This window comes from Streptomyces sp. NPDC002076 (genome assembly GCF_053593835.1).
Genome location: NZ_JBSFDI010000001.1, coordinates 52,909 through 74,741, shown reverse-complemented (window position 1 = coordinate 74,741; position 21,833 = coordinate 52,909). Strand labels below are relative to the sequence as shown.

At 71.6% G+C, this 21,833-nt stretch carries 22 protein-coding genes; 14 read left to right on the top strand and 8 right to left on the bottom strand.

The genetic code is table 11. From position 1 onward, the window contains the following. Positions 1 to 12 precede the first annotated feature (12 nt). The gene (locus tag ACWCQS_RS00340; RefSeq protein WP_451002419.1) at positions 13 to 606 is read right to left on the bottom strand and encodes an N-acetylmuramoyl-L-alanine amidase; all 594 of its coding nucleotides are present in this window, start codon (positions 604 to 606) and stop codon (positions 13 to 15) included. Positions 607 to 895: 289 nt separating this feature from the next. On the opposite strand from ACWCQS_RS00340, the gene ACWCQS_RS00335 reads away from it, so the two are divergent. Next, positions 896 to 2,302, top strand: coding sequence for a family 2B encapsulin nanocompartment shell protein (locus ACWCQS_RS00335; protein WP_451002418.1), 1,407 nt, complete (start codon positions 896 to 898; stop codon positions 2,300 to 2,302). 112 nt (positions 2,303 to 2,414) lie between these two features. Further along, positions 2,415 to 3,551, top strand: a complete 1,137-nt coding sequence (locus ACWCQS_RS00330) for a family 2 encapsulin nanocompartment cargo protein polyprenyl transferase (RefSeq protein WP_451002417.1) — start codon at positions 2,415 to 2,417, stop codon at positions 3,549 to 3,551. Positions 3,552 to 3,731: 180 nt separating this feature from the next. On the opposite strand, the gene ACWCQS_RS00325 is transcribed toward ACWCQS_RS00330, so the two are convergent. Beyond that, positions 3,732 to 4,322, bottom strand: a complete 591-nt coding sequence (locus ACWCQS_RS00325; RefSeq protein WP_451002416.1) for a TetR/AcrR family transcriptional regulator — start codon at positions 4,320 to 4,322, stop codon at positions 3,732 to 3,734. A 144-nt stretch (positions 4,323 to 4,466) separates the two neighbouring features. Between ACWCQS_RS00325 and ACWCQS_RS00320 the strand changes: the two genes are divergently transcribed. The 4 genes from ACWCQS_RS00320 to ACWCQS_RS00305 are packed head-to-tail and all read left to right on the top strand — an operon-like array spanning position 4,467 to position 6,127. Further along, positions 4,467 to 5,051: a dihydrofolate reductase family protein gene (locus tag ACWCQS_RS00320; RefSeq protein ID WP_451002415.1), complete on the top strand. Its 585-nt coding sequence runs from the start codon at positions 4,467 to 4,469 to the stop codon at positions 5,049 to 5,051. A gap of 26 nt (positions 5,052 to 5,077) precedes the next feature. Then, complete coding sequence (locus ACWCQS_RS00315; RefSeq protein WP_451002414.1) at positions 5,078 to 5,302, top strand: hypothetical protein; 225 nt, start codon at positions 5,078 to 5,080, stop codon at positions 5,300 to 5,302. A gap of 31 nt (positions 5,303 to 5,333) precedes the next feature. After that, positions 5,334 to 5,756 (top strand): YciI family protein, encoded by a 423-nt coding sequence (locus ACWCQS_RS00310; protein WP_451002413.1) that lies wholly within the window; start codon positions 5,334 to 5,336, stop codon positions 5,754 to 5,756. A 38-nt stretch (positions 5,757 to 5,794) separates the two neighbouring features. Continuing rightward, complete coding sequence (locus tag ACWCQS_RS00305) at positions 5,795 to 6,127, top strand: DUF952 domain-containing protein (protein WP_451002412.1); 333 nt, start codon at positions 5,795 to 5,797, stop codon at positions 6,125 to 6,127. Positions 6,128 to 6,438: 311 nt separating this feature from the next. Here ACWCQS_RS00305 and ACWCQS_RS00300 read toward each other — a convergent pair whose 3' ends face one another. The 3 genes from ACWCQS_RS00300 to ACWCQS_RS00290 all read right to left on the bottom strand — a co-directional run bounded on the left by ACWCQS_RS00300 (position 6,439) and on the right by ACWCQS_RS00290 (position 8,497). Continuing rightward, positions 6,439 to 7,203 carry a VOC family protein gene (locus ACWCQS_RS00300; RefSeq protein WP_451002411.1) on the bottom strand — a complete coding sequence of 255 codons (765 nt, stop codon included), beginning with the start codon at positions 7,201 to 7,203 and terminating at the stop codon, positions 6,439 to 6,441. Positions 7,204 to 7,258: 55 nt separating this feature from the next. Continuing rightward, on the bottom strand, positions 7,259 to 7,675 hold the full coding sequence (locus ACWCQS_RS00295; protein ID WP_451002410.1) for a VOC family protein: 417 nt from the start codon (positions 7,673 to 7,675) through the stop codon (positions 7,259 to 7,261). 423 nt (positions 7,676 to 8,098) lie between these two features. Continuing rightward, complete coding sequence (locus tag ACWCQS_RS00290; RefSeq protein ID WP_451002409.1) at positions 8,099 to 8,497, bottom strand: helix-turn-helix transcriptional regulator; 399 nt, start codon at positions 8,495 to 8,497, stop codon at positions 8,099 to 8,101. Between the two features lie 139 nt (positions 8,498 to 8,636). Here ACWCQS_RS00290 and ACWCQS_RS00285 point away from each other — a divergent pair, with 139 nt between their 5' ends. Then, entirely contained in the window at positions 8,637 to 9,791 is a 1,155-nt protein-coding gene (locus ACWCQS_RS00285) for an anion permease (RefSeq protein ID WP_451002408.1), read from the top strand. A 16-nt stretch (positions 9,792 to 9,807) separates the two neighbouring features. Further along, positions 9,808 to 10,047 (top strand): hypothetical protein, encoded by a 240-nt coding sequence (locus tag ACWCQS_RS00280; protein ID WP_451002407.1) that lies wholly within the window; start codon positions 9,808 to 9,810, stop codon positions 10,045 to 10,047. A 103-nt stretch (positions 10,048 to 10,150) separates the two neighbouring features. Here ACWCQS_RS00280 and ACWCQS_RS00275 read toward each other — a convergent pair whose 3' ends face one another. After that, positions 10,151 to 11,239: a LacI family DNA-binding transcriptional regulator gene (locus ACWCQS_RS00275; protein WP_451002406.1), complete on the bottom strand. Its 1,089-nt coding sequence runs from the start codon at positions 11,237 to 11,239 to the stop codon at positions 10,151 to 10,153. A 274-nt stretch (positions 11,240 to 11,513) separates the two neighbouring features. Here ACWCQS_RS00275 and ACWCQS_RS00270 point away from each other — a divergent pair, with 274 nt between their 5' ends. From ACWCQS_RS00270 to ACWCQS_RS00255, 4 genes are read left to right on the top strand one after another with little or no spacing between them, the layout of a single operon-like run. Then, positions 11,514 to 12,812, top strand: a complete 1,299-nt coding sequence (locus ACWCQS_RS00270) for an ABC transporter substrate-binding protein (protein ID WP_451002405.1) — start codon at positions 11,514 to 11,516, stop codon at positions 12,810 to 12,812. 11 nt (positions 12,813 to 12,823) lie between these two features. Next, on the top strand, positions 12,824 to 13,867 hold the full coding sequence (locus ACWCQS_RS00265; RefSeq protein ID WP_451002404.1) for a carbohydrate ABC transporter permease: 1,044 nt from the start codon (positions 12,824 to 12,826) through the stop codon (positions 13,865 to 13,867). Continuing rightward, entirely contained in the window at positions 13,864 to 14,697 is an 834-nt protein-coding gene (locus ACWCQS_RS00260) for a carbohydrate ABC transporter permease (RefSeq protein ID WP_451002403.1), read from the top strand. The genes ACWCQS_RS00265 and ACWCQS_RS00260 overlap by 4 nt, the downstream gene beginning before the upstream one ends. A 26-nt stretch (positions 14,698 to 14,723) precedes the next feature. Continuing rightward, the gene (locus ACWCQS_RS00255) at positions 14,724 to 16,361 is read left to right on the top strand and encodes a glycoside hydrolase family 13 protein (protein ID WP_451002402.1); all 1,638 of its coding nucleotides are present in this window, start codon (positions 14,724 to 14,726) and stop codon (positions 16,359 to 16,361) included. 123 nt (positions 16,362 to 16,484) lie between these two features. Here ACWCQS_RS00255 and ACWCQS_RS00250 read toward each other — a convergent pair whose 3' ends face one another. Both ACWCQS_RS00250 and ACWCQS_RS00245 read right to left on the bottom strand, forming a co-directional pair. Continuing rightward, positions 16,485 to 17,249, bottom strand: coding sequence for a response regulator (locus tag ACWCQS_RS00250; RefSeq protein WP_451002993.1), 765 nt, complete (start codon positions 17,247 to 17,249; stop codon positions 16,485 to 16,487). 44 nt (positions 17,250 to 17,293) lie between these two features. Beyond that, on the bottom strand, positions 17,294 to 18,175 hold the full coding sequence (locus ACWCQS_RS00245; RefSeq protein ID WP_451002401.1) for a sensor histidine kinase: 882 nt from the start codon (positions 18,173 to 18,175) through the stop codon (positions 17,294 to 17,296). A gap of 129 nt (positions 18,176 to 18,304) precedes the next feature. Between ACWCQS_RS00245 and ACWCQS_RS00240 the strand changes: the two genes are divergently transcribed. Both ACWCQS_RS00240 and ACWCQS_RS00235 read left to right on the top strand, forming a co-directional pair. Further along, entirely contained in the window at positions 18,305 to 19,048 is a 744-nt protein-coding gene (locus tag ACWCQS_RS00240) for an ABC transporter ATP-binding protein (RefSeq protein ID WP_451002400.1), read from the top strand. Next, the gene (locus ACWCQS_RS00235; RefSeq protein ID WP_451002399.1) at positions 19,045 to 21,390 is read left to right on the top strand and encodes an FtsX-like permease family protein; all 2,346 of its coding nucleotides are present in this window, start codon (positions 19,045 to 19,047) and stop codon (positions 21,388 to 21,390) included. Before ACWCQS_RS00240 ends, ACWCQS_RS00235 begins: the two co-directional genes overlap by 4 nt. Positions 21,391 to 21,833 lie beyond the last annotated feature (443 nt).

The following is a 21,833-nucleotide window of genomic DNA, read 5'->3' as shown; positions in this document are numbered from 1 at the left end:
ACCCCTGCGGCGCTATCCCTTCAGCCGCTCTGCCACGCGATCCCGCAGCCAATCCATCCCGAACCCGCGAGGATCGACCTTCCCCGGCTGCCACTCCAAGTGGCCGATGACCGACCTCTCGGTCCATCCGTGCCGCCGGCACAAAGCGGCCGCGACCCGTTCGATCGCGTCCAGCTGGGCGTGAGGCCAGGGGTCCTCCCCGTCGCCGAGGTTCTCGCACTCGAAGCCGTAGAAGTGCCGGTTGCCGTCGGTGTTGGCCTCGTTGTCCGGCGGCAGCCCCTTCTCGGCGATGACGGCGCGCAGCACGTCGTCGTCGCCGAGGCCGGCGTGGTTGGCGCGGCCGTAGCCGACCAGGTGGACCGTGCCGTCCTTGGTGATCACGCCGTGGCACAGCGGACCCGGCAGCGCTGGGTGGCCGTCCCGGCAGATCTGCACGGTGTGCGCGCTGCCCCGGGTCACCGTGTGGTGGATCATCACGCCGTGGACGGGCCCCCACGGGCCCTTGTGGTTGCGGTTGTGGTTCCGCCAGTCGCCCACCTCGACGACTGTGCCGCCCTCCGCGCGCAGTGCGTCCAGAAATCCGCTCGCGGACATGGGTGGGGCCATGCCGCCTCCTTCGTGCCGTGCCGATCTGCCGACTTACGATGAAACATCTACCGAAAACCGGACGTCGCGGACCACATCGTTCGCACGCTGTGCGAGCCGATCCGGACAGGCGGCGCGGGTCGCCGTCGGCACAACGCGCCGGCCGGAGTCCCCCTTCTTGCCCAGTAGTCCGATGATCCATTCCCGCTCTTTCGGGTAATGGCGCGATCACGTTCCGTGATGGAAGCTCGACAGTGAGACCGGTGCCCCCTGCGATTCGGTGCCGGGCATACTTGGGAGGCAATTCTCTATGTCGGTAGGCGAAGAGGTCCGCACGGATCAGGGCAAGCCGCAGCAGTCCCTCGGGACGGCGGCCGCGCGGAACCTGGCCACCACGACCAAGTCCGTTCCTCAGATGCAGGAGATCAGCTCCCGCTGGCTGCTGCGCACACTCCCGTGGGTCGATGTCCAGGGCGGCACGTACCGCGTCAACCGGCGGCTGACGTACTCAGTCGGCGACGGCCGCATCACCTTCGTGAAGACCGGGGACCAGGTCGAGGTCATCCCGGCTGAACTCGGCGAGTTGCCGGCCCTGCGCGCCTACGAGGACGAGGAGGTGCTGACGGAGCTCGCCCGGCGCTGCCGCCAGCGCGACTTCGCGCCCGGCGAGGTGATCGCCGACTTCGGCAACCAGACGGGTGAGGTGTACCTGCTGGCGCACGGCAGGGTCGAGAAGGTCGGCACCGGCCCCTACGGCGACGACGCCGTCCTCGGAGTCCTCGCCGACGGCGCCTACTTCGGCGAGCAGGCGCTGCTGGATCCGGACGCCATCTGGGAGTACACCGTCCGCGCCGACACCGCGACCACCGTGCTGATCCTCAGCCGCCGGGACTTCCAGCAGGTCGCCGAGCGCTCGGACAGCCTGCGTGAGCACCTCGAACAGCTGCGCTCGGTGCCGGAGCAGCGGACCAACAAGTACGGCGAGAAGGAGGTCGAGCTGGCGGCCGGTCACTCCGGCGAGCCCGACATCCCGCACACCTTCGTGGACTACGAGGCGCGGCCCCGTGAGTACGAGCTGAGCATCGCCCAGACCGTGCTGCGCATCCACACGCGCGTGGCCGACCTCTACAACCAGCCGATGAACCAGACCGAGCAGCAGCTCAGGCTCACGGTCGAGGCGCTCAAGGAGCGCCAGGAGCACGAGCTGATCAACAACCGGGACTTCGGCCTGCTCCACAACTGCGAGTACGACCAGCGGATCCAGCCGCACGACGGCGTGCCCAGCCCGGACGACATGGACGAGCTGCTCAGCCGCCGGCGCAGCACCAAGCTGTTCCTGGCCCACCCGCGCGCGATCGCCGCGTTCGGGCGCGAGCTGAACAAGCGCGGACTGGTTCCGGAGACCGTCGAGATCGGCGGCAACCGCATCCCGACCTGGCGCGGGGTGCCGATCTACCCGTGCAACAAGATCCCGGTCACCCCGGAGCGCACGACCTCGATCATCGCGATGCGTACCGGTGAGCAGGACCAGGGTGTCATCGGCCTGCGGCAGTCGGGCATCCCGGACGAGATCGAGCCGAGCATGTCCGTGAGGTTCATGGGCATCAACGAACAGGCCATCATCAAGTACCTGGTGACGGCCTACTACTCGGCCGCCGTACTGGTGCCGGACGCGCTCGGCGTCCTGGAGAACGTCGAGATCGGCCGGTGGAGGTGACGTTTCCGCACTACGCGGCCGTGTCCCCGCCCGCCGGGCGGGGTAGACCCTCGGAATATGCGTCCGGCCGGGCCGGCGACGCCGGTGTCCACGGACCTGGCGAGGGGGAGACATGGCCGAGTTCATGACAGAGACCGAACAGTGTTGCCCCGCCGTGCCGGGATGCGGCACGGCGGGGCAACGGCGGCCTCTCGACGAACAGCTCGAAGTTCGGTCCGAAGGGCAGGAGGCGCCGGCGCTGCTGGAGCGCACCCGGGCCGTCGTCGACCCGGAGCTGCGGTCGGCCCTGGAGTCGCTGCCCGCCTCCATGCGCCGGATCGCGCTCTACCACTTCGGCTGGCAGCACGCGGACGGCAGCCCGGCAACGGGCAACGCCGGCAAGGCGATACGGCCCGCGCTCGTCCTGGCGGCGGCCGCGGCCCTCGGCGGATCCGAGGCCCGTACGGCGGCGGTCCGGGCGGCGGTGGCGGTCGAACTGGTCCACAACTTCACGCTGCTGCACGACGACGTGATGGACCGCGACACCTCCCGCCGGCACCGGCCCACGGCCTGGACCGTGTTCGGCGACGCCGACGCGATCCTCGCCGGTGACGCACTGCAGGCGCTGGCCCTGCGGCTGCTCGCGGAGGATACGCACCCGGCCTCCGGTCCGGCCGCGGCCCGGCTGGCGGACTGTGTCGTGGAGCTGTGCGCCGGCCAGCACACCGACACGGACATGGAGCACCGCGCCCCGGAGGAGGTCACCCTCGACGAGGTGCTCGCCATGGCGGAGGCGAAGACCGGCGCGCTGCTGGGCTGCGCCTGCGCCCTCGGCGCGCTGTACGCGGGCGCCGGCCGGGACGAGGTGGCGGCGCTGGACGGCTTCGGCCGCCAGGCGGGGCTCGCCTTCCAGCTGATCGACGACGTCATCGGCATATGGGGTGACCCACGGCACACCGGGAAGCCGGCCGGTGCCGATCTCGCCGCCCGCAAGAAGTCGCTGCCCGTGGTGGCGGCCCTGGCCTCCGGCACCGAGGCCGCGGCCGAACTCGCCGAGCTGTACGGCAAGCCGTACGTCTCCGGTGACGACGAGGGCATCGCGCGTACGGCCCTGGCCGTGGAGCGGGCCGGCGGCCGGGACTGGGCGCAGGCCGAGGCGGCCGACCGCATGGCCCGCGCCATGCAGGAGCTGTCCCGCGCGATCCCCGCTCCCGAGGCGGCGGGCGGCCTGCTGGCACTCGCCGAGTTCGTCACCCGCCGCAACAGCTGAGCCCTGAGGGCACGGGGGCCCGGAAGCAACCACCCGTCGCGCTGCGGAGCCCCACCGGGTCACCGGGTCACTCGGCCGGGGCGATCTTCGTTGAGCCGTTGAGCCGTGGGGCCCCGTCGGCCCGCTCGGCGGGGACGGCCGTCGTCAAGGAGCCGTCGCGCCGAAGAGGGCCGCCGGGGCCTACTCGGCCGGGACGATCGTCGTCACGATTCTCTCGACCAGCCCCTCCGGCACGCTCACTCCTGCCAGGGCTCCGTCCAGGACGCCGGGCAGTGTCAGGTGCTCCAGGATGAGGCCGAGCATCGCGAGGTAGAGGACGGTGACGGTCTCGTCGCCGCCGGGCAGGCCGCTCTCGCGGTGGAACGCCATGCCCTGTTCCAGGTCCCCGCGCACCGACCTGGTGAAGGAGGCGCGCAGTTCGGGGCGCCGGGTGGCCTCCAGACGCATCTCCAGCAGGGCCAGATAGCCGGTGCGGTCGCGGGTGGCGCGGTCCATGAGATCCCGCATGAACGCCAAGACCAGGGAGCGGTCGCGGGCCCCGCGCAACAGTGTCTCCACCACCTCCGGATCGGGCGCGAGCCGGAGATGCAACCGGGCGTCGATCTGGCGGAGCAGGTCGTCGCGGTTGGTGAAGTAGTTGGAGGCGGTACCCGTGGGCACGCCCGCCTCGCCGTCCACCGCGCGGAACGTCAGCCCGCGCGCGCCCTCCCGCGCCAGCACCGCGATCCCGGCGTCCACCAGCGCCGCCCGCCGTTCCGGATTGCCCGCCATGCGGAATCCCTTCTCCCACTTGCCTTCGGTCCCGACAGCATCCCCGAAAGACCTTGCCACCACTACATACGGAGTACTACAAATGAAGCACTACAGACGGAGTGGTCAACCGGCCGCCCAGCAGCCTACGAAAAGAGACCAAGCTTGCGAAAGCTCACGTACTTCATCGCCTGCTCGCTCGACGGCTTCATCGGCGACGAGCACGGCGACGCCTCCGCGATGTTCCGCTTCCTGGACGAGGATTCCCTCAAGTTCCTCGGGACGGAGTTCCCGGAGACCCTCCCCACCCACGTCCGCAAGCCGATGGGCCTGGACGACCTGGAGAACAAGCGGTTCGACACCGTCATCCAGGGCCGGGCCAGCTACGAGTTGGCACTGAAGGAGGGCATCACCAGCCCCTACGCCCATCTGCGCGAGTACGTCGCCTCGCGCACGCTGGGCAGCTCCCCCGACCCGAACGTCGAGGTCATCGCCGACGACCTGGTCGGCCGGGTGCGTGAACTGAAGGCCGAGGAAGGCGGGTTGGACATCTTCCTGTGCGGTGGCTCGCTGCTCGCCGGCGCACTGCTGGACGAGATCGACGAACTCGTCATCAAGACCTATCCCATCGTCTACGGCACCGGCATGCCGATGTTCGGCACCGGACTCGACATCAAGGAGTTCACCCTGGACTCGGTGCGCACCTTCGGCAACGGCGCGCTGGTGCGGACGTACCGCAGGAAGCGCTGAACCCTCGCCCGCCCTACCCTGAGGACATGGACAGCGAGGACCACGTCTGTCCCGTCTGCGGACAGCCCGTCGACACGGTCGTCGGACGGCGCAAGACGCTGGGTGCCTGGGTGCCGGTGTGGGGCCCCGGCCCCTGCCGCAACCCCGACTGCCCGGCCTACGGCGAGCCCGTCGCGCCCGTCGCGCCCGCGGCTCCGGACGACGGGAACGAGCAGCCGCGCCCCGGTGGATCCACGGCCGAGGAGTCCTGAGGCGGGCGGTCCCGAGCCGAAGGAGGGGGCCATGAGGTACCTGGTGATGGTGCAGGGCACCCAGGCGGACTACGACGCGATGGCCGGCAAGCGCACCGAGCACGCCCCGGCCTGGACCGAGGTGCAGCTCAAGGCCATGTACCTGTACATGGCGGCGCTCAGCGACGACCTCGCCGAGTCCGGCGAACTCGTCGAGGCCCAGGGCCTGGCCGAGCCCGCCCTGACCCGGCTGGTCGCGCGGGGTGAGAACGGCCGGACCCTGATCACCGACGACCCGTACGACGAGACCGAACCGCTGATGGCCGGCTACTGGGTGGTGGACTGCGCGAGCCTGGACCGGGTCACCGAGATCGCCGAACGCGTCACCCGCTGTCCCGGCCCCGAGGGCCTGACCGACTACCCCGTGGTGATCCGGCCCGTCATGGGCGGAGCGGACGACATCGGGGCCGGATGAGGAGACGCGCGCCCCCGGCAGGGCCGTAGCGTGGCCGCATGCCGAAACTTCCGCACATCGTCCACATCACCGAGCGCTCCCTGTGGGAGGCGGCGCGCGAGCGCGGCACCTACGAGGTGTCGACCCGTGGCCGCACCCTCCAGGAGGAGGGCTTCATCCACTTCTCCACCCGCGAACAGCTCCCGCGCATCGCCGAGTTCCTCTACGGCGACTACGCCGGCCCGGACGAGCTGGTCGTGCTGGTCGTGGACCCGGCCCTGGTCGGCGCGCCGGTGAAGTACGAGGCCGTGGAGCCCGGCGGGGAGGAGTTCCCGCATGTGTACGGGCCGGTGCCGGCCGACGCCGTGGTGGCCGTGGAGTCCTGGGGCTGACCGCGCAGAGGGAACGCCTCGCCGCCGGTGGTGGCGGTGGGCGGTGACGGTCCGGGCGGTCGCCGTGGCCGTGGGAGGAGTCACGGTCGTACTCCGGGAAGCCGCCCGGCCGCAGGGGCGTAGGTCTGGGACAGCGGCCATGGGACGGCGGCCATGGGACGGCGGCCATTGGACGGCGGTCATGGGGCGGGCCCGTCTCCGGCCGCGGCGCGGCGCCTGCGGCAGCAGCCGCTGGGCGACGACCGCTCCTGCCCGCCGAGTCCGCCGGCGGATCGGGCGGCGGCAGCCGGGCACGCCGCGGCCGTGTGCCGCTACGCCACGACGGCTCGCCGACCCCCGCCCGGCAGGCCGCCGGTCTCCGGGTCGCGGCCGGTCAGGCAGTAGACGCCGCCCGCCGGGTCGCGCAGCACCGTCCAGTGCGGGCCGCCGCCCACCACGACGGCGCCGTGCTCCTCGTGCCGGGCGCGGACGGCGGCGATGTCCGTGCAGGCCAGATCGAGGTGGGCGGAGGCGGCGCGCTCCTCGCCGAGCCGTTGGAGCAGGATCCGGACGGGCAGCCCCGCCGGCGGCCTCAGCACCTCGAACTCCGGCCGGGACCCCTTCAGCCGCTCCCAGCCGGTGAGACCGGCCCAGAAGTCCGACTCGGCGGCGTACGCCGACGGCGGGATGTCCAGGCACACCTGGTCCAGTCGGCTGCCGGCCACCACCGGCGGCCGTACCCTTTCTCCGTGCCAGGGCACGGCGCAGAACAACTGCCCCGCTGGGGAACGCAGTACGGCCCAGTCGCCGTGGTCCGCCACCAGCGCCGCGCCGAGTTCCAGGGCCGTCCCGGTCAACTCCCGTACGTCCTCGGTGCAGAGGTCGAGATGGGCGCCGCCGTCGCCCTCGGTGACGCCCTGGAGCTTCACGCACGGGTCCGTCCCGGCCGCCCCCTCGGGCAGCAGGGTCAGGAACTCGCCGCGCTCGCCACGGGGCCGGGACGCCCGGGTGCCGGTGACGGCCGTCCAGAAGTCGCGCGCCTCGGGCAGCCGGCCGGCGGGGCGGTCGGCGAAGGCGTACGTCCAGCGAATGATCATGTGGGGAGTGTAGGTCCGAACTCCTCGACGGACTCCGGGAATTCAGCCGGGGCACTCACTCCGCGAGGCGCTGGAGGAAGCGCAGCTGGTTGCCCGCCGGGTCCCGGAAGGCGCAGTCACGCACACCGTACGGCTGGTCCGTCGGCTCCTGGAGCACATCGGCGCCGGACGCCCGCACCCGCTCGTACAGCGCGTCGCAGTCCTCGGTCGTGAAGATGACGCCCCGGAGCATGCCCTTGGCCAGCAGCTCGGCCATCGCCTGCCGGTCGGCGGGGGAGGCGTCCGGGTTCGCGCCGGGCGGCTCCAGCACGATGTCGACGTCCGGCTGCAGCGGCGAGCCCAGCGTCACCCAGCGCATGTCCTCGAAGCTCACGTCATTGCGGACCTCCAGGCCGAGCACGTCACGGTAGAAGGCGAGCGCCTTGTCGTGGTCATCCACCGCGATGAAGCAGTTCTTGAGTTTCACGTCCATGGGCTCACGCTAGGCCCATCCGCGCCGAAGCGCGCGAGCCGACAGGCGGCGGCGCCGGAGGGGGGAGGGGGAGGGGAGGGGACCGGAGGTGTGGGCGCCTGGATGTGAAGGGGGCATCGAGGACGGCGGTCGGGGATCGTGGGCAGCGGTGCGGTGGTGCCCAGGGGGGACCGAGGACGGCGGTGCCGGCGGGTCGGTGGCGGCAATGGAGGCGGATGGGCCGGTGCGGACGGCTGGGGGGACGCTGTGGCGGCGGTCGGCGGTCGGCGGTCGGCGGTCGGCGGTCGGGGGACGGGGGGTGGAGGCGGCGGTGGGTGGGATGGGCCGGTGCGGGGACGCTGAGGGCGGCGGCGCGGAGTCGTCGGCGAGGCGGTGCGGGGTGTAGTGAGCCGTTCACGCCGAGGCGGTCGGGAGGCGTGCTGTTCAGTACGGGCGGCGGCGGGGGCGGGTGAACGTACGGGCCACACAGGACGGGATCACCGCGCTCTCCTCGTGGTCGCGAGCCCGGTAGGCGCTCGGAGTCTCCCCGACCAGCTCGGTGAAGCGGGAGCTGAAGGAGCCCAGCGACGTACACCCCACGGCGAGACACACCTCGGTCACGGTGAGATCGCCCCGGCGCAGTAGCGCCTTGGCCCGCTCGATCCTGCGGGTCATCAGATAGCTGTACGGCGTCTCCCCGAAGGCCTTGCGGAAGCTGCGCTGGAAGTGGCCGGGCGACATATGGGCCCCCCGGGCCAGCTCGGTCATGTCGAGCGGCTCGGCGTACTCCCGGTCCATGCGGTCGCGCACGCGCCGCAGCTGTCTGAGGTCCTCCAGGGTCACGTCCACAGCTTGGCACAGGGCACCGACACCGCGGGATGCAACGGTTTCGCACAGGACTGCACAACAGGCTTCCCCATATTCGACACGCCGTTCGCCTTCGGTTCCCCGTGCATTGGCTCTCTCTTGCTTGCCTTGGAGAATGGACCACATCACGTTCCTCGTGGCGGTCGTCATCGTCACGGCACTGGCGTTCGACTTCACGAACGGGTTCCACGACACTGCGAACGCGATGGCCACCTCCATCGCGACTGGCGCACTCAAACCGCGCGTAGCGGTCCTGATCAGCGGGATCCTCAATATCGCCGGGGCCTTTCTCTCCACCGAGGTGGCGAAGACGATCTCCGGCGGGATCGTGGACGACTCCCTGGTCAGCCCGGCGATGATCTTCGCGGGGCTGGTCGGCGCGATCCTGTGGAATCTGGTGACCTGGCTCGCCGGACTGCCCTCCAGCTCCTCCCACGCCCTCTTCGGCGGTCTGATCGGCGCGGTCTGGGTCGGCGCCGGCTCCGGCGCCGTGCACTTCGACAAGGTCGTCGACAAGGTGCTGATCCCGGCCGTGGCCTCTCCGGTGGTGGCCGGCCTGGCCGCCCTGGTCGCCACCTACCTCGCCTACAAGCTCTCCGCCCGCGCCCGCCAGGAGTCGGTGACCAGGGGCTTCCGCCTCGGCCAGGTCGCCTCCGCCTCCCTGGTCTCCCTCGCGCACGGCACCAACGACGCGCAGAAGACCATGGGCGTGATCACGCTGACCCTCATCTCGGCGGGCGCGCTCGGCCATGACGCGGGTCCGCCGGTGTGGGTGATCGGCTCGGCGGGCCTCGCCATCGGCCTCGGCACCTACCTGGGCGGCTGGCGGATCATCCGCACCATGGGCAAGGGTCTGGCGGAGATCCAGTCACCGCAGGGCTTCGCCGCCGAGACGGCTTCCACGGCCGTGATCCTCACCTCGGCCCACCTGGGCTTCGCGCTGTCCACGACCCAGGTCGCCTCGGGCAGCATCCTCGGCGCCGGCCTGGGCCGCCGGCTCGCGGAGGTCCGCTGGGGCGTGGCCGGCCGTATGGTGCTGGCCTGGCTGATCACCCTGCCCTCCGCCGCGCTGGTCGGCGGCCTCGCGGCGAGCGTGGTCAAGCACGGCGGCAATCTCGGTACGGCGGTCATCGCCCTGGTCGCCCTGGCCTTCGCCGCCGTCATCGTCGCCGCGTCCCGCCGTAATCCGGTGCGCGCCGACAACGTCAACGACCACCACGAGGTCACCCTCCGCGCCCCGAGCCCGACGAACGTCGGCTCGGCCGCCTGAACCCCCGGGAGTCCCCATGCATGTCGACTGGTCCGCCCTCGGCAAGGTTGCCGTGGTCAGTCTCGGTGTCACGGTCGCCCTGGTCGTCGTCTTCACCTTCGGCGTCCTCGGCCTGTCCCGGGCCGAAGCCGACGCCGCCGAAGCCGGCCGCTCCGGAGCCGCCACCGCGGGCCGGGTCCAGGCCGCCCTGTGCTTCCTCGCCTGCGCGGCGGTGGTGGTGTACGGGATCTGTCTGATCGTGCCGCAGTTCCACTGACGGCGGATACGCGGACGGCAGGGGCCCGGTCGAGGGGAAACCGACCGGGCCCGTTGCCGAACGCACGACCGTACCCGTTCTCCGAACGCGTACGCAGAAAGCCTCAGGCGCGCGGGAGTTCGCCGTCGACGTCCCGGTCGCCGTGCGGGACGGGCGCGGTGGTGGCCCGCGGGATCAGATGCGTGGGCAGCACGATGTGCTGTTTGTGGTCCGCCCGGTCGGGCTGGTCGGGCTGGTCCGCCTCGGTGCCGTCGATGAGCCGCAGGGCCAGCCGGCCGGCCTCGCGGCCGATGTCCGAGGGTGACTGGGCGATGGTGGACAGGTCGAACCAGTCGGCCACCGGCTGGTCGTCGAAGCCCAGGACGGACATCTGCGTGGGTACCTCGATGTGCGTCCGGCGCAGGGCCCGGATGACGGCGACGGCGACCTCGTCCTGTTCGGCGAAGACGGCGGTGGGCGGCTCGCGCAGGCTCAGCAGCTTCCCCAGCGCTTCGGCGGTGGCGCGTTTGTCGCCCACCGGGAGCCCGGCCACCAGGTTCTCGTCGAGGGGGATGCCCGCCTCGGTGAGCGCCTGCTGATAGCCGAGCAGCCGCTCGTTGGAGCTGAAGGAGAAGCCGCTCGCGCCCACCGTCTTGATGAACGCGATCCGCCGGTGCCCGAGGTTGAGCAGGTGCCGGGTGCCGTGCAGGGCGCCGGCGACGTCGTCGACGTACACGCTGGGGCGGCCGTCGACATGCTGGCTGACGTAGATGACCGGCATGCCGAGGGTGTCCAGCCGGTCGGTCTCCTCCTCGGTGAGGTCGAAGGAGAAGACCAGCAGCGCGTCGGCGTTCCGGCGGGCGGGCAGCCGGTCGAAGAACGAGGTGCGCTCGGCGAGGTCGGGTATCACATAGACGGTCAGCTCCATCCCCGCGGCCCGCAGCACCGGGGCCAGGCTGGAGAGGGCCGATCCCATGAACCACGCGTTGAGTGTGGGGACCAGCACCGCCACGGTCCCGGTCTTCCCCGTGACAAGGCTTGCGGCCTGCCGGGAGACGGCGAAGTTCAGCTCGCGGGCGGCCTGTTCGACACGGGCGCGCACCTCCGGCGAGACGGTGGTCAGGCCGCGCAGGGTCCGCGAGACGGTGGACGTGGAGACCCCGGCCCGTTCGGCGACGTCAGCCATCGTCGGGTGTCGCTGAGCTGGAGGCATGTGCCGGACCGTAGCACAAAAGGCCCGCTGTCGACGCTGGTTGTGACAGCGCTTTCACAAGCCCGGCGCCCTGATTTCCACTCGTTACCGGGAAGTAACGCATTGACTTCCGCTTACCTCGCTCCTAGCGTGCAAGCGTTGTCTCGGAGGGGTCAAAGCCGTCCCCCATGTACTTGCTCCATGTGCTTTGACCTGCGTGTTTGATTAAGAAGTTGCTGTGACAACGCAGTCTCACAACAGCGTCGCCTCAGGTTCCGCACGACCAGGAGAGACAGTGAAGACCACAACCGCCAGAGCCCTTCGATGCTCGGCCGCGCTCGCCGCCGCCGGACTCCTCCTCACCGCCTGCGGCTCGTCCGACGACGGCGGCTCCGCAGGGCAGTCCGGGCCCACCTCGTTCACCGGCCGCGGCCCCATCACCTACGTGGCCGGAAAGGACACCACCGGAGCCGTCCAGCCGGTCCTCGACCAGTGGAACAAGCTGCACCCGAAGGAGAAGGTCACCTTCATCCAGCTGCCCACGGACGCGGACGCGCAGCGCCAGCAGATGATCCAGAACGCCGAGACGAAGTCCGACGCCTATACGGTGCTCTCTCTGGACGTCGTGTGGACGTCGGAGTTCGCCGCGCACCAGTGGATCGACAAGCTGCCCGAGCAGCAGTTCCCCCTGGACAGGATGCTCAAGCCGGTGGTGGAGACGGCCAAGTACCGCGGCGGTCTGTACGCGGCCCCGGCCAGCTCGGACGGCGGCATGCTGTACTACCGCACCGACCTGCTGAAGCAGGCGGGAATCGGCAAGGCCCCGGTGACCTGGGCCGAGTTGAAGGCCGACTGCGCCAAGGTGAAGAAGCTGCCCGCCGCCAAGGGCGTGTCCTGCTACGCCGGGCAGTTCCAGAAGTACGAGGGCCTGACGGTCAACTTCTCCGAGGCCGTGAACTCCGCGGGCGGCGTCGTCACCGACGCGAACGGCAAGCCCGACGTGGACACCCCCGAGGCGAAGAAGGGACTGGACTTCCTGGCCGGCTCCTTCCGGGACGCCACGATCCCCAAGGAGGCCATCACCTACCAGGAGGAGGACGGCCGCCAGGCCTTCCAGGCCGGCAAGCTGGTCTTCCTGCGCAACTGGCCGTACATGTACGCGCTCGCCGGCAAGAGCAAGCTGGCCGGCAAGTACGCCGTCGCGCCGCTGCCCGGCCTGAACGGACCCGGCGCCTCCAGCCTGGGCGGTCACAACCTGGCCCTGTCGTCCTTCGCCAAGAACAAGGCGACGGCCCTGGACTTCATGAAGTTCTACAGCAGCGAGGCCACCGCGAAGACCTTCCTGGAGAAGGCCTCCCTCGCCCCGCCGTACGCCGACCTGTACGACGACGCGGCACTGGCCGGGCAGTACCCGTACCTCCCGGTCCTCAAGCAGTCGATCCTGCACGCCGTGCCCCGCCCGCGCGTCGTCCAGTACGGCGATGTCACCTCGGCGGTCCAGCAGGAGGCGTACGCCGCGCTGACCGGCACCAAGAGCAGCGCACAGGCGCTGAAGGACCTGCAGCGGGAGCTGCTGAAGTCCACGGGGCAGTGAGGAGCGGGGCCATGACCGACATCGAGATGCCGCACGGACCCGCGGCGGCCGAGCCCCACCGCCGGTCCGGTACGACCGTGACAGGCCGGCGGTCCCGCCCCCGGGCACGCGCCACGGCCGGCGCCGGGCGGATGGCGGCCCTGCTGGTGTCCCCGACGCTGCTGGTGCTGACGGTCGTCGTGCTCTACCCGACGCTCATGGCGCTCAGGGAGTCGCTGTACGGACCGAAGGGTCTCGACCCGAGGACCGGCTTCATCCGCAGCACCGAGCCGTTCGTCGGGCTGAAGAACTACGCCGACATCTTCGGCGCCGCCGGGGACCGGTTCTGGAACGCCTTCTGGAACACCAGCTTCTTCACCGTCGTCACCGTCGGACTGGAGACGGTGATCGGTGTGGTCATGGCCCTGATCATGCACCGGGCGTTCAGCGGCCGGGCCCTGGTGCGGGCGAGCATCCTCGTCCCCTGGGCGGTGCCCACGGCCATCTCCGCCCTGCTGTGGCGGTGGATCTTCAACAGCGACGGCATCGCCAACGCCCTGATCGGCCACCAGATCCTGTGGACCACCGAGGGCTTCCACGCCAAGGTCGCGGTCATCGTCGCCGAGGTGTGGAAGACCGCCCCGTTCATCGGGCTGCTGGTCCTGGCCGGACTGCAGGTCATCCCGAACGAGGTCTACGAGGCGGCCCGCATCGACGGGGCGAGCGCGCTGCGCCGGTTCTGGCACATCACGCTGCCCCTGGTGAAACCCGCGCTGCTGGTGGCGATGCTGTTCCGCTGCATGGACGCGCTGCGGATGTTCGACCTGCCGTACATCCTGATCGGCGCGCAGAAGAACTCGGTGGAAACCCTGTCCATGCTGGCGCAGAACGAGGCGTCCAACGTCCGCTTCGGGCCCGCCTCCGCCTACGCGGTCCTGCTCTTCCTGTATGTCTTCCTCATCGCGCTCGCCTTCGTACGGCTGCTGGGCGCGGATCTCGTCGGCGACACCGGCGGCGGCCGCCGGAAGACGAAGACCAGGCTCGTGTTCGCGCGCCGTACGGAGGTGACGGCATGACGACCACGGCGAAGTGGCGCGGCCGCCTGCTGTACGTGGGGGTTGCCGCGGTGGTGGCCTACTGCCTGGCCCCCTTCTACTGGATGCTGGTCTCCAGCCTGCGCCGCACCTCCGACATCTTCGACACCTCGCTCGTCCCGACACCGGTGTCGTTCGCGAACTACCGGTCGCTGTTCGGCGCCTCCCAGGGTTTCACCCGGGCGCTGCTCAACAGCCTGGTCGTCGCCGGTGTCACCACCGTGCTGGCGCTGCTGCTGGCCACGTTCACCGCCTACGCGATGGCGAGGCTGGAGTTCCGGTTCAAGCGGCTGATCCTCACCCTGATCATCGCCACCTCGATGTTCCCGGTCGTGTCGATCGTGGTCCCGCTGCTGAAGCTGTTCACGGACATCGGCTGGATCAACACCTACCAGGCCATGATCGTGCCGAGCATGTCCTTCGCACTGCCGCTCGCGGTGTGGAACCTGACCACCTTCTTCCGGCAGATGCCGGACGAGCTGGAGCACGCCGCCATGGTCGACGGCTGCACCCGCGGCCAGGCCTTCCGCAAGGTCATCGTCCCGCTCGCCGCGCCCGGCATCTTCACCACCGCGATCATCACGTTCATCGCCGCCTGGAACGAGTTCCTCATCGCCCTGTCGATGACCAACCGGCCGGACATGCAGACCGCACCGGTCGCCATCTCCAAGTTCACCGGCGCCACGACGTACGAGACCCCGTTCGGCAGCCAGATGGCCGCGGGCGTCCTCGTCACGATCCCGCTGGTGGTCATGGTGCTGCTCTTCCAGCGCCGCATCGTCGCCGGCCTGACGGCCGGTGCCGCGAAGTAAGCCCTCGTCCACTCCTAAGGAGCAGCATGTCCGGCACCGCACCGTGGTGGCGCAGCGCCGTCATCTACCAGGTCTACATCCGCAGCTTCGCCGACGGGGACGGGGACGGCGTCGGTGACATCGCCGGCATCCGCTCCCGGCTGCCGTACCTGAAGGCGCTGGGCGTCGACGCCCTCTGGATCAACCCGTGGTACAAGTCGCCGCAGGCGGACCACGGTTACGACGTGGCCGACTACCGCGCGATCGACCCGCTGTTCGGCACCGTGCAGGAGGCCGAGCGGCTCATCGAGGAAGCCCACCGGCACGGGATACGCGTCATCCCCGACATGGTGCCCAACCACACCTCCGACCGGCATGCCTGGTTCCAGGCGGCGCTGGCGGCCGGCCCGGGCAGCCCGGAACGCGACCGTTACATCTTCCGCCCCGGCCGCGGCCCCGACGGCGACCTGCCGCCCAACGACTGGGTCTCCTCCTTCGGCGGCCCGGCCTGGACCCGGCTGCCCGACGGCGAGTGGTACCTGCACCTCTTCGCCCCGCAGCAGCCCGACCTGAACTGGCAGCACCCCGAGGTGCGGGCGGAGTTCGAGTCGATCCTGCGGTTCTGGTTCGCCCGGGGCGTGGACGGTTTCCGTATCGACGTCGCGCACGGACTGATCAAGCACCCCGAACTGCCCGACCTGCCGCCGCCTCCGGCCGGGGTCGGCCGGCGCCGGCACCACCTCGACCACCCGCACTGGGACCGCGACGAGGTCCACGACATCTACCGCGCCTGGCGCAAGGTGGCCGACGAGTTCCCCGGCGACCGGTGTTTCGTCGCCGAGGCGTGGGCCGACACCCCCGAGCGGCTGGCGGCCTACGTCCGCGCAGACGGCCTGCACACCGCGTTCAACTTCGACTTCCTGATGTCCAGTTGGGACCCCAAGGACCTGCGCACGGTCATCGACGACTCCCTCGCCATGCTCGGCGCGGTCGGCGCACCCGCCACCTGGGTGCTCTCCAACCACGACGTCATGCGCCACGCCAGCCGGTACGGCCGCAGGGCGGCCAAGCGCTGGGTGGCCAACGAGCGGTACGAACCCGAAGGCCCCCTCGACCTCGACCTGGGCACCCGCCGCGCCCGCGCCGCCGCCCTGCTCATGCTTGCCCTGCCCGGCGGCGCCTACGTCTACCAGGGCGAGGAACTCGGCCTGCCCGAGGTCGAGGACCTGCCCGAGGAGGTGCTGCAGGACCCCGTCTGGGAACGCTCCGGCCACACCGACCGCGGCCGCGACGGCTGCCGGGTGCCGATCCCCTGGTCCGGGCGGAGCGCACCGTACGGCTTCAGCCCCGAGGGCGCCTCCGCCGCACCCTGGCTGCCGCAGCCCGCGGACTGGGCCGCGCGCACCGTCGAGGCGCAGACCGGCGACGAGACCTCCATGCTGGAGCTCTACCGCGCCGCGCTGCTGCGGCGCCGCGAGCATCCCGCCCTCGGCGACGGCACCCTCACCTGGCTGGATGCCCCCGCCGGAGTCCTCGCCTTCCGCCGCGACCCCGGCTTCGTCTGCGTGGTCAACCTCTCCACCGAGCCGTACCCGCTGCCCGAGCACACCGCGATCCTGCTGACCAGCGGCCCCGTCGAGGACGGCCGGCTGGGTCCCGACCGGGCGGCCTGGCTCGCGGTGTAGGGCCAGGGCGACAGCCTCGGCGGCATCGACCACCCGCGCCTCGATCCCGGCGGCACCGCCCTGCTCCACATCCCAGAGCGCCGGCGCGGGCGCGGTCCTTGACCGTCTCCCAAGGGCGCGGTGTCAGCCGGCGGCGGAGTCGCCGGGGGTGACCAGGCCCGTCTCGTAGGCGAGGACGACGGCCTGGGCGCGGTCGCGGAGGGTGAGCTTGGCGAAGATCCGGGCGACGTGGGTCTTCACGGTGGCCTCGCTGAGCGTGAGGGCGCCGGCGAGTTCGGTGTTCGACAGGCCCCGGCCCATCAGGGTCAGGACCTCGCGTTCACGGGGGGTCAGCGGAGCCAGGTCGCGGTGGATCGAGGCGGTGCGGGCCGTGGCCGGCGCAGTGGCGGGGTGGCGCACGGGGCCGGCCCGGTCGGCCTCGTGGGTGGTCGCGTAGCGCTCGACCAGACGGCGGGTGATCGAGGGGGCGAGCAGCGCGTCGCCCGTGTTCACGAGTCGTACGGCCGCGGCGAGGTGGGCGGCGGTGACGTCCTTGAGCAGGAAGCCGCTCGCCCCGGCGGCGAGCGCCGCGTAGACGTAGCGGTCGAGGTCGAACGTGGTGAGCATGAGGACCCGGCAGTGCGGGAGCAGCCGCAGGACGCGTTTGGCGGCCTCCAGGCCGTCCAGGTGGGGCATCCGGATGTCCATCAGAAGGACGTCGGGGCGCAGCCGTTCGGCTTCCGCGACGGCCTGTACGCCGTCCGCGGCCTCGCCGACGACCTCGATGCCGCGCGAGGTGAGGATGAGGCGGAAGCCGGTTCGGATGAGTTCCTCGTCGTCGGCGATGAGCACTCGCGGGGCGGCGGTTTCCCTGCTCCGGTTCGGGCCCGGCCCCTGGGTGTCCGGGATCCGGCCCGGGGCGTGGGGGATGCGGCGGTCGGCGGCGGGCTGCGTCACGGGCGCTCCAGGGGGATGCGGGCGCGGACACGGTACCCGCCACCGATGCGGCGCCGGGCGTCGAAGTGGCCCCCGTAGACGGCGACGCGCTCGCGCAGACCGATCAGGCCGCGCCCCGCTCCGTCGTCCCGGCGCTCGCGGCTGCCCGATCCGGCGCCCGTGCTCGCGGGGCCGGCGGACAGCACGCTCGGTCCGCTGTTGAGCACCTCGACCCGCAGACCGTGGTCGGAATACCGCACCGTCACGGTCGCCGTGCCCCCGTCGCCGTACTTGAGCGCGTTGGTCAGCGCCTCCTGGACGATCCGGTAGGCGGTGACGTCGATGCCGGGCGGCAGCGGGCGCGGTTCCCCGGAGATGCGCACCTCGACCGGGAGGCCGGCGAAGGCGATCCGGTCGACGAGGGTGCCCAGTTGACGCAGGCTGGGCTGCGGGGCGAGTCCGGAGAGGTCTCCTTCGCCGTCGCGTTCGGTCCGGTCGTCGTCGCCGTCCGGCGACGGTGCCAACAGGCCCAGCAGATGCCGCAGTTCGGTCATCGCGTCGCGTCCGGCGCCCTCCACGGCCTGCAGCGCGGTCTCCGCCGCGTCCGGCAGGGCGGCGAGCACCTCGCGGGCGGCGGTCGCCTGTACGACCATCAGGCTGACCTTGTGGCTGACGATGTCGTGCAACTCCCGGGCGATACGCGCACGTTCGGCCGCCACCGCCGTGCGGGCGGCAGCCTCCCGCTCGCGCTCCAGCAGCCAGCGCCGGTCCTCCAGGAGCTTGCGGTGGCGGCGGTGAGCGCGCGCCAGCAGCAGGGCGGTGCCCCCGGCCGACACCAGGCTCACCGTCGCGAGGGCGATGAGCAGCGGCCCCGTCTCCGATCTCCACACGCCGCCCATCGTGCCAGGCAGCCGACGAGCGGGCGTCCCTCTTACGACCCAGCCCGTACATCGCCAGGATGACCGCCGACGCGGGATACCTCCGGGGGCCGACGCCCGGGGCTGCCCACGCCGCCTACCGTCCCAGCCATGACCACCGAAGACATCAGCGGCACGACTGCGGGGGCCGGTCCGGCCGCCGTCCGCGAGCAGGAAGTCGTCCGGGTGAGCGGCCTGCGCAAGGAGTACGGCGACACCGTCGCCCTGAACGGAGTGTCGCTGGAGATCGGCGCCGGTGAGGCGGTCGCGGTGATGGGGCCGTCCGGCTGCGGCAAGTCCACCCTGCTCAACCTGATCGCCGGCCTTGACCGGCCGAGCGCCGGCCAGGTGCGCGTGCACGGCGAGGACCTGGGCGCGATGAACGAGACCGGGCTGGCGCTCTTCCGGCGCCGCCGGATCGGCATGATCTTCCAGTTCTTCAACCTCATCGACGACCTGCCCACGATCGACAACGTCGCCCTGGCCGCCCAGCTCACCGGAACGCCCACCCGTCAGGCCCGGCGCCGGGCACTGGAGCTGCTGGACGAACTCGGCATCGCCGACCGCAGGAACGTCTACCCGGCCGCGCTCAGCGGCGGCGAGCGCCAGCGGGCGGCGGTGGCCCGCGCGCTGATGAACCGCCCCGCGCTGCTGCTGGCGGACGAACCCACCGGCGCGCTGGACAGCCACGCGGGCGAGCAGGTGATGGACCTGCTCATCGACCTCAACGAACTGGGCCAGACCCTGCTGCTGGTGACGCACGACCAGACGCTGGCCACCCGCTGCGCCGGCCGTCTGGTGATGATGGCGGACGGCCGGATCACCGGCGAGCGGACTCTGGAGCGGTCGGCATGAGCGCGGTGTGGCGGGCATCCCGCGCGGCCGTGCGCCGCCGCCGGCTGCAGACCACCGTGATCGCGGTGGTCGTCCTCGTCTCCAGCACGGCCCTCGTGGTCGCCCTCGGGCTGCTGGACGCCGCGTCCGGGCCGTTCGACCGGATCTTCGGCCAGGCGCACGGCGCGCACGTCGTCGCCACGTTCGACGCGACGAAGGTCTCCGGCGCGGAGCTGGCGCGGACCGCGCACCGTCCAGGCGTACGGGCCTCGGCCGGGCCGTTCCCGGAAGCGGTGGTCGACCTGCCGCGGAGCGCGGTCGCCGAGCTGCCCGGGATGGGGCCCGGCCCGCTGACCGTGGTGGGCCGGGCGGGCCCCGGCGGCCCGGTCGACCGGCTGGACCTGTTCGCCGGGCACTGGGCCACCGGCCCCGGCCAGCTCGTCCTGGAGCTTCCGGACGCGCCCGGGCTGGGCGACGGGCCGCACTCTCCGATCGGGAAGCGGATCCGGCTGCCCGGGCTGGCGCCGCTGACCGTCGTCGGCCTCGCCTCCGGCGTCAGCGGGACCGCGCAGGCATGGGTCTCCCCACGGCAGATCCGGGCCCTGCACCCGACGACGTACCAGATGCTGTACCGGTTCGACCGGGCCGCGACGGCCCGGCAGATCACGGCGGACACCGCGACGGTGAGCGCCGGCCTGCCGCCCGGATCGCTGGTCGCCCACCAGTCGTATCTGACGCTGAAGGCGCAGCTCGCGGCCGAGCCCAACGCCTTCGTGCCGTTCCTCATGGCCTTCGGCATCCTCGGCCTGCTGGTGGCGGTCCTGATCGTGGCCAATGTGGTGAGCGGTGCCGTCGTGTCCGGCTTCCGGCACATCGGGGTGCTCAAGTCCGTGGGATTCACACCGGCCCAGGTGGTCGCGGTCTACCTGGTGATGGTCTGTGTCCCGGCGACGGCGGGCGCGGCGATCGGCACGGCCCTGGGCGCGGTGGTTGCCCGGCCGCTGTTGCACCAGGTCTTCTACGGCGCCGACTTCGGCACGGTGAACGTCAGGCCGACGGTCGGCTCCTGGGTGTACATGACCACGGCGCTGGGCATGCCCGCGGTCGTGCTGCTGGCCGCGCTGATCCCGGCGCTGCGCGCGCACCGGCTCTCCGCGGCACGGGCGATCAGCGCGGGCAGCGCCCCCGGTGGCGGCCGGCGGCCGGCGGTGCAGCGGTGGCTGAGCGGGGTGCGGCTGCCGCGCTCGGTGACGCTGGGCCTGGGCCTGCCCTTCGCCCGGCCTGGACGGGCACTGCTCACGGTCTCCGCCGTACTGCTCGGGGTGGCGACGGTGACCTTCGCCACCGGCCTGTCGGCCACCATGGTCTCCTACGGCAAGGCCGTCGAAGGCGCCGACAGGACGCAGGTGGTCGTCTATGCCGGGCAGCCCAGGTTCGGGGAGACCGCTCCGCACCAGGGTGACGCCGCGACACAGACGCTGCTGCGCTCTCTGCCCCATGCGGCGGACGTGTCCGCCGTGGGCTACTTCCAGGTGCGGATGCTCGGGCAGAGCCAGGACGTGACGATCGAGGGAGCGCGCGGGGGCCGGTCCACCCTCCAGGACGACCTGGCCAGGGGCCGGTGGGCGCACGGGCCCGGCGAGGTGGTGGCCTCCGGCAGGTTCCTGGCCAAGTACGGTCTGCGCGTCGGTGACTCGTTCACGCTGGGCACGGCGGGCGGCCGGACGGAGCGCGTGACCCTGGTCGGGGAGGTCATGGCCGGGCCGTCGGACTTCGTGCGCGCGGACTGGGCGACGGTGACCGCCCTGGCACCGGACGCGCGGGCCAACCAGTACCGGGTGCGGCTCACCCCCGGAGCCGAGGACGGCGCCTATACGAAGGCGGTTCGCGCCGTCGATCCCGGGCTCTACCCGTCCGAGCAGCCCTCGGTCAACGCCGGGGCGGTGACGGTGATCAGCTCCGCGGCCACGCTGACCCTGATGCTGACACTGGTCGCCGCGATGGGCGTGTTCAACACCGTCGTACTCAGCGCCCGGGAGCGCCAGCGCGACCTCGGCATGCTGAAGTCGATCGGCATGACGCCACGGCAGGTCACGGTGATGCTGGTGGTGTCCATGGCCGGGCTCGGTCTGGTCGGCGGGGTCCTGGGGCTGCCGCTGGGAGTCGAGGCCTACCGTGTGGTGATCCCCCTGACCGAGCACAGCGCTCATCTCGCCTTCCCGGCACGGATGCTGGACGTGTGGCACCCCGGCTCCATGGCGCTCCTGGCGCTGGCCGGGGTGGCGATCGCCGCACTGGGCGCGATGCTGCCGGCCCGCGCGGCGGCCCGGCAGACCATCGCCCGCGTCCTGCACACCGAGTGACGGCCGCGCCGCGCGCGAGGCCGGGCGTCGCGGTTGCCGGCACTCGTTCGAGCAACTCTTCGGTACCGGCTCGTCGCTGAACGCCCGCACGTTGCTCGCGCCGCTCGGCGGCGCAGGCGATTTCCCTGTCGGCCTTGCGCGGATCCACGCCCACCTGTGGCCGGGTGAAGAAGACCGCACCCGGTCCGCCATGGGCACCGTGCTCGGCGGCCTGGGGACCGGGAGACTTTGGTGGTCGGCCCGCCGCGGGAGCGGCCCAGTGCCTGGTCGGCCGCCGAGCGTGCCGGACCTTCCACCGTGCTCTTCGCGTCGGGGATCAGGCTGACCGCCGAGGGCGCCGTGCCGCCCAGAGTGCCGTCCTCGTGCACGGCGGCAACATTCGCCGCCACTTCCTCGACTCACTGACCCCCGAGCAGACATCAGTCATCCGGGCATGGAGCGAG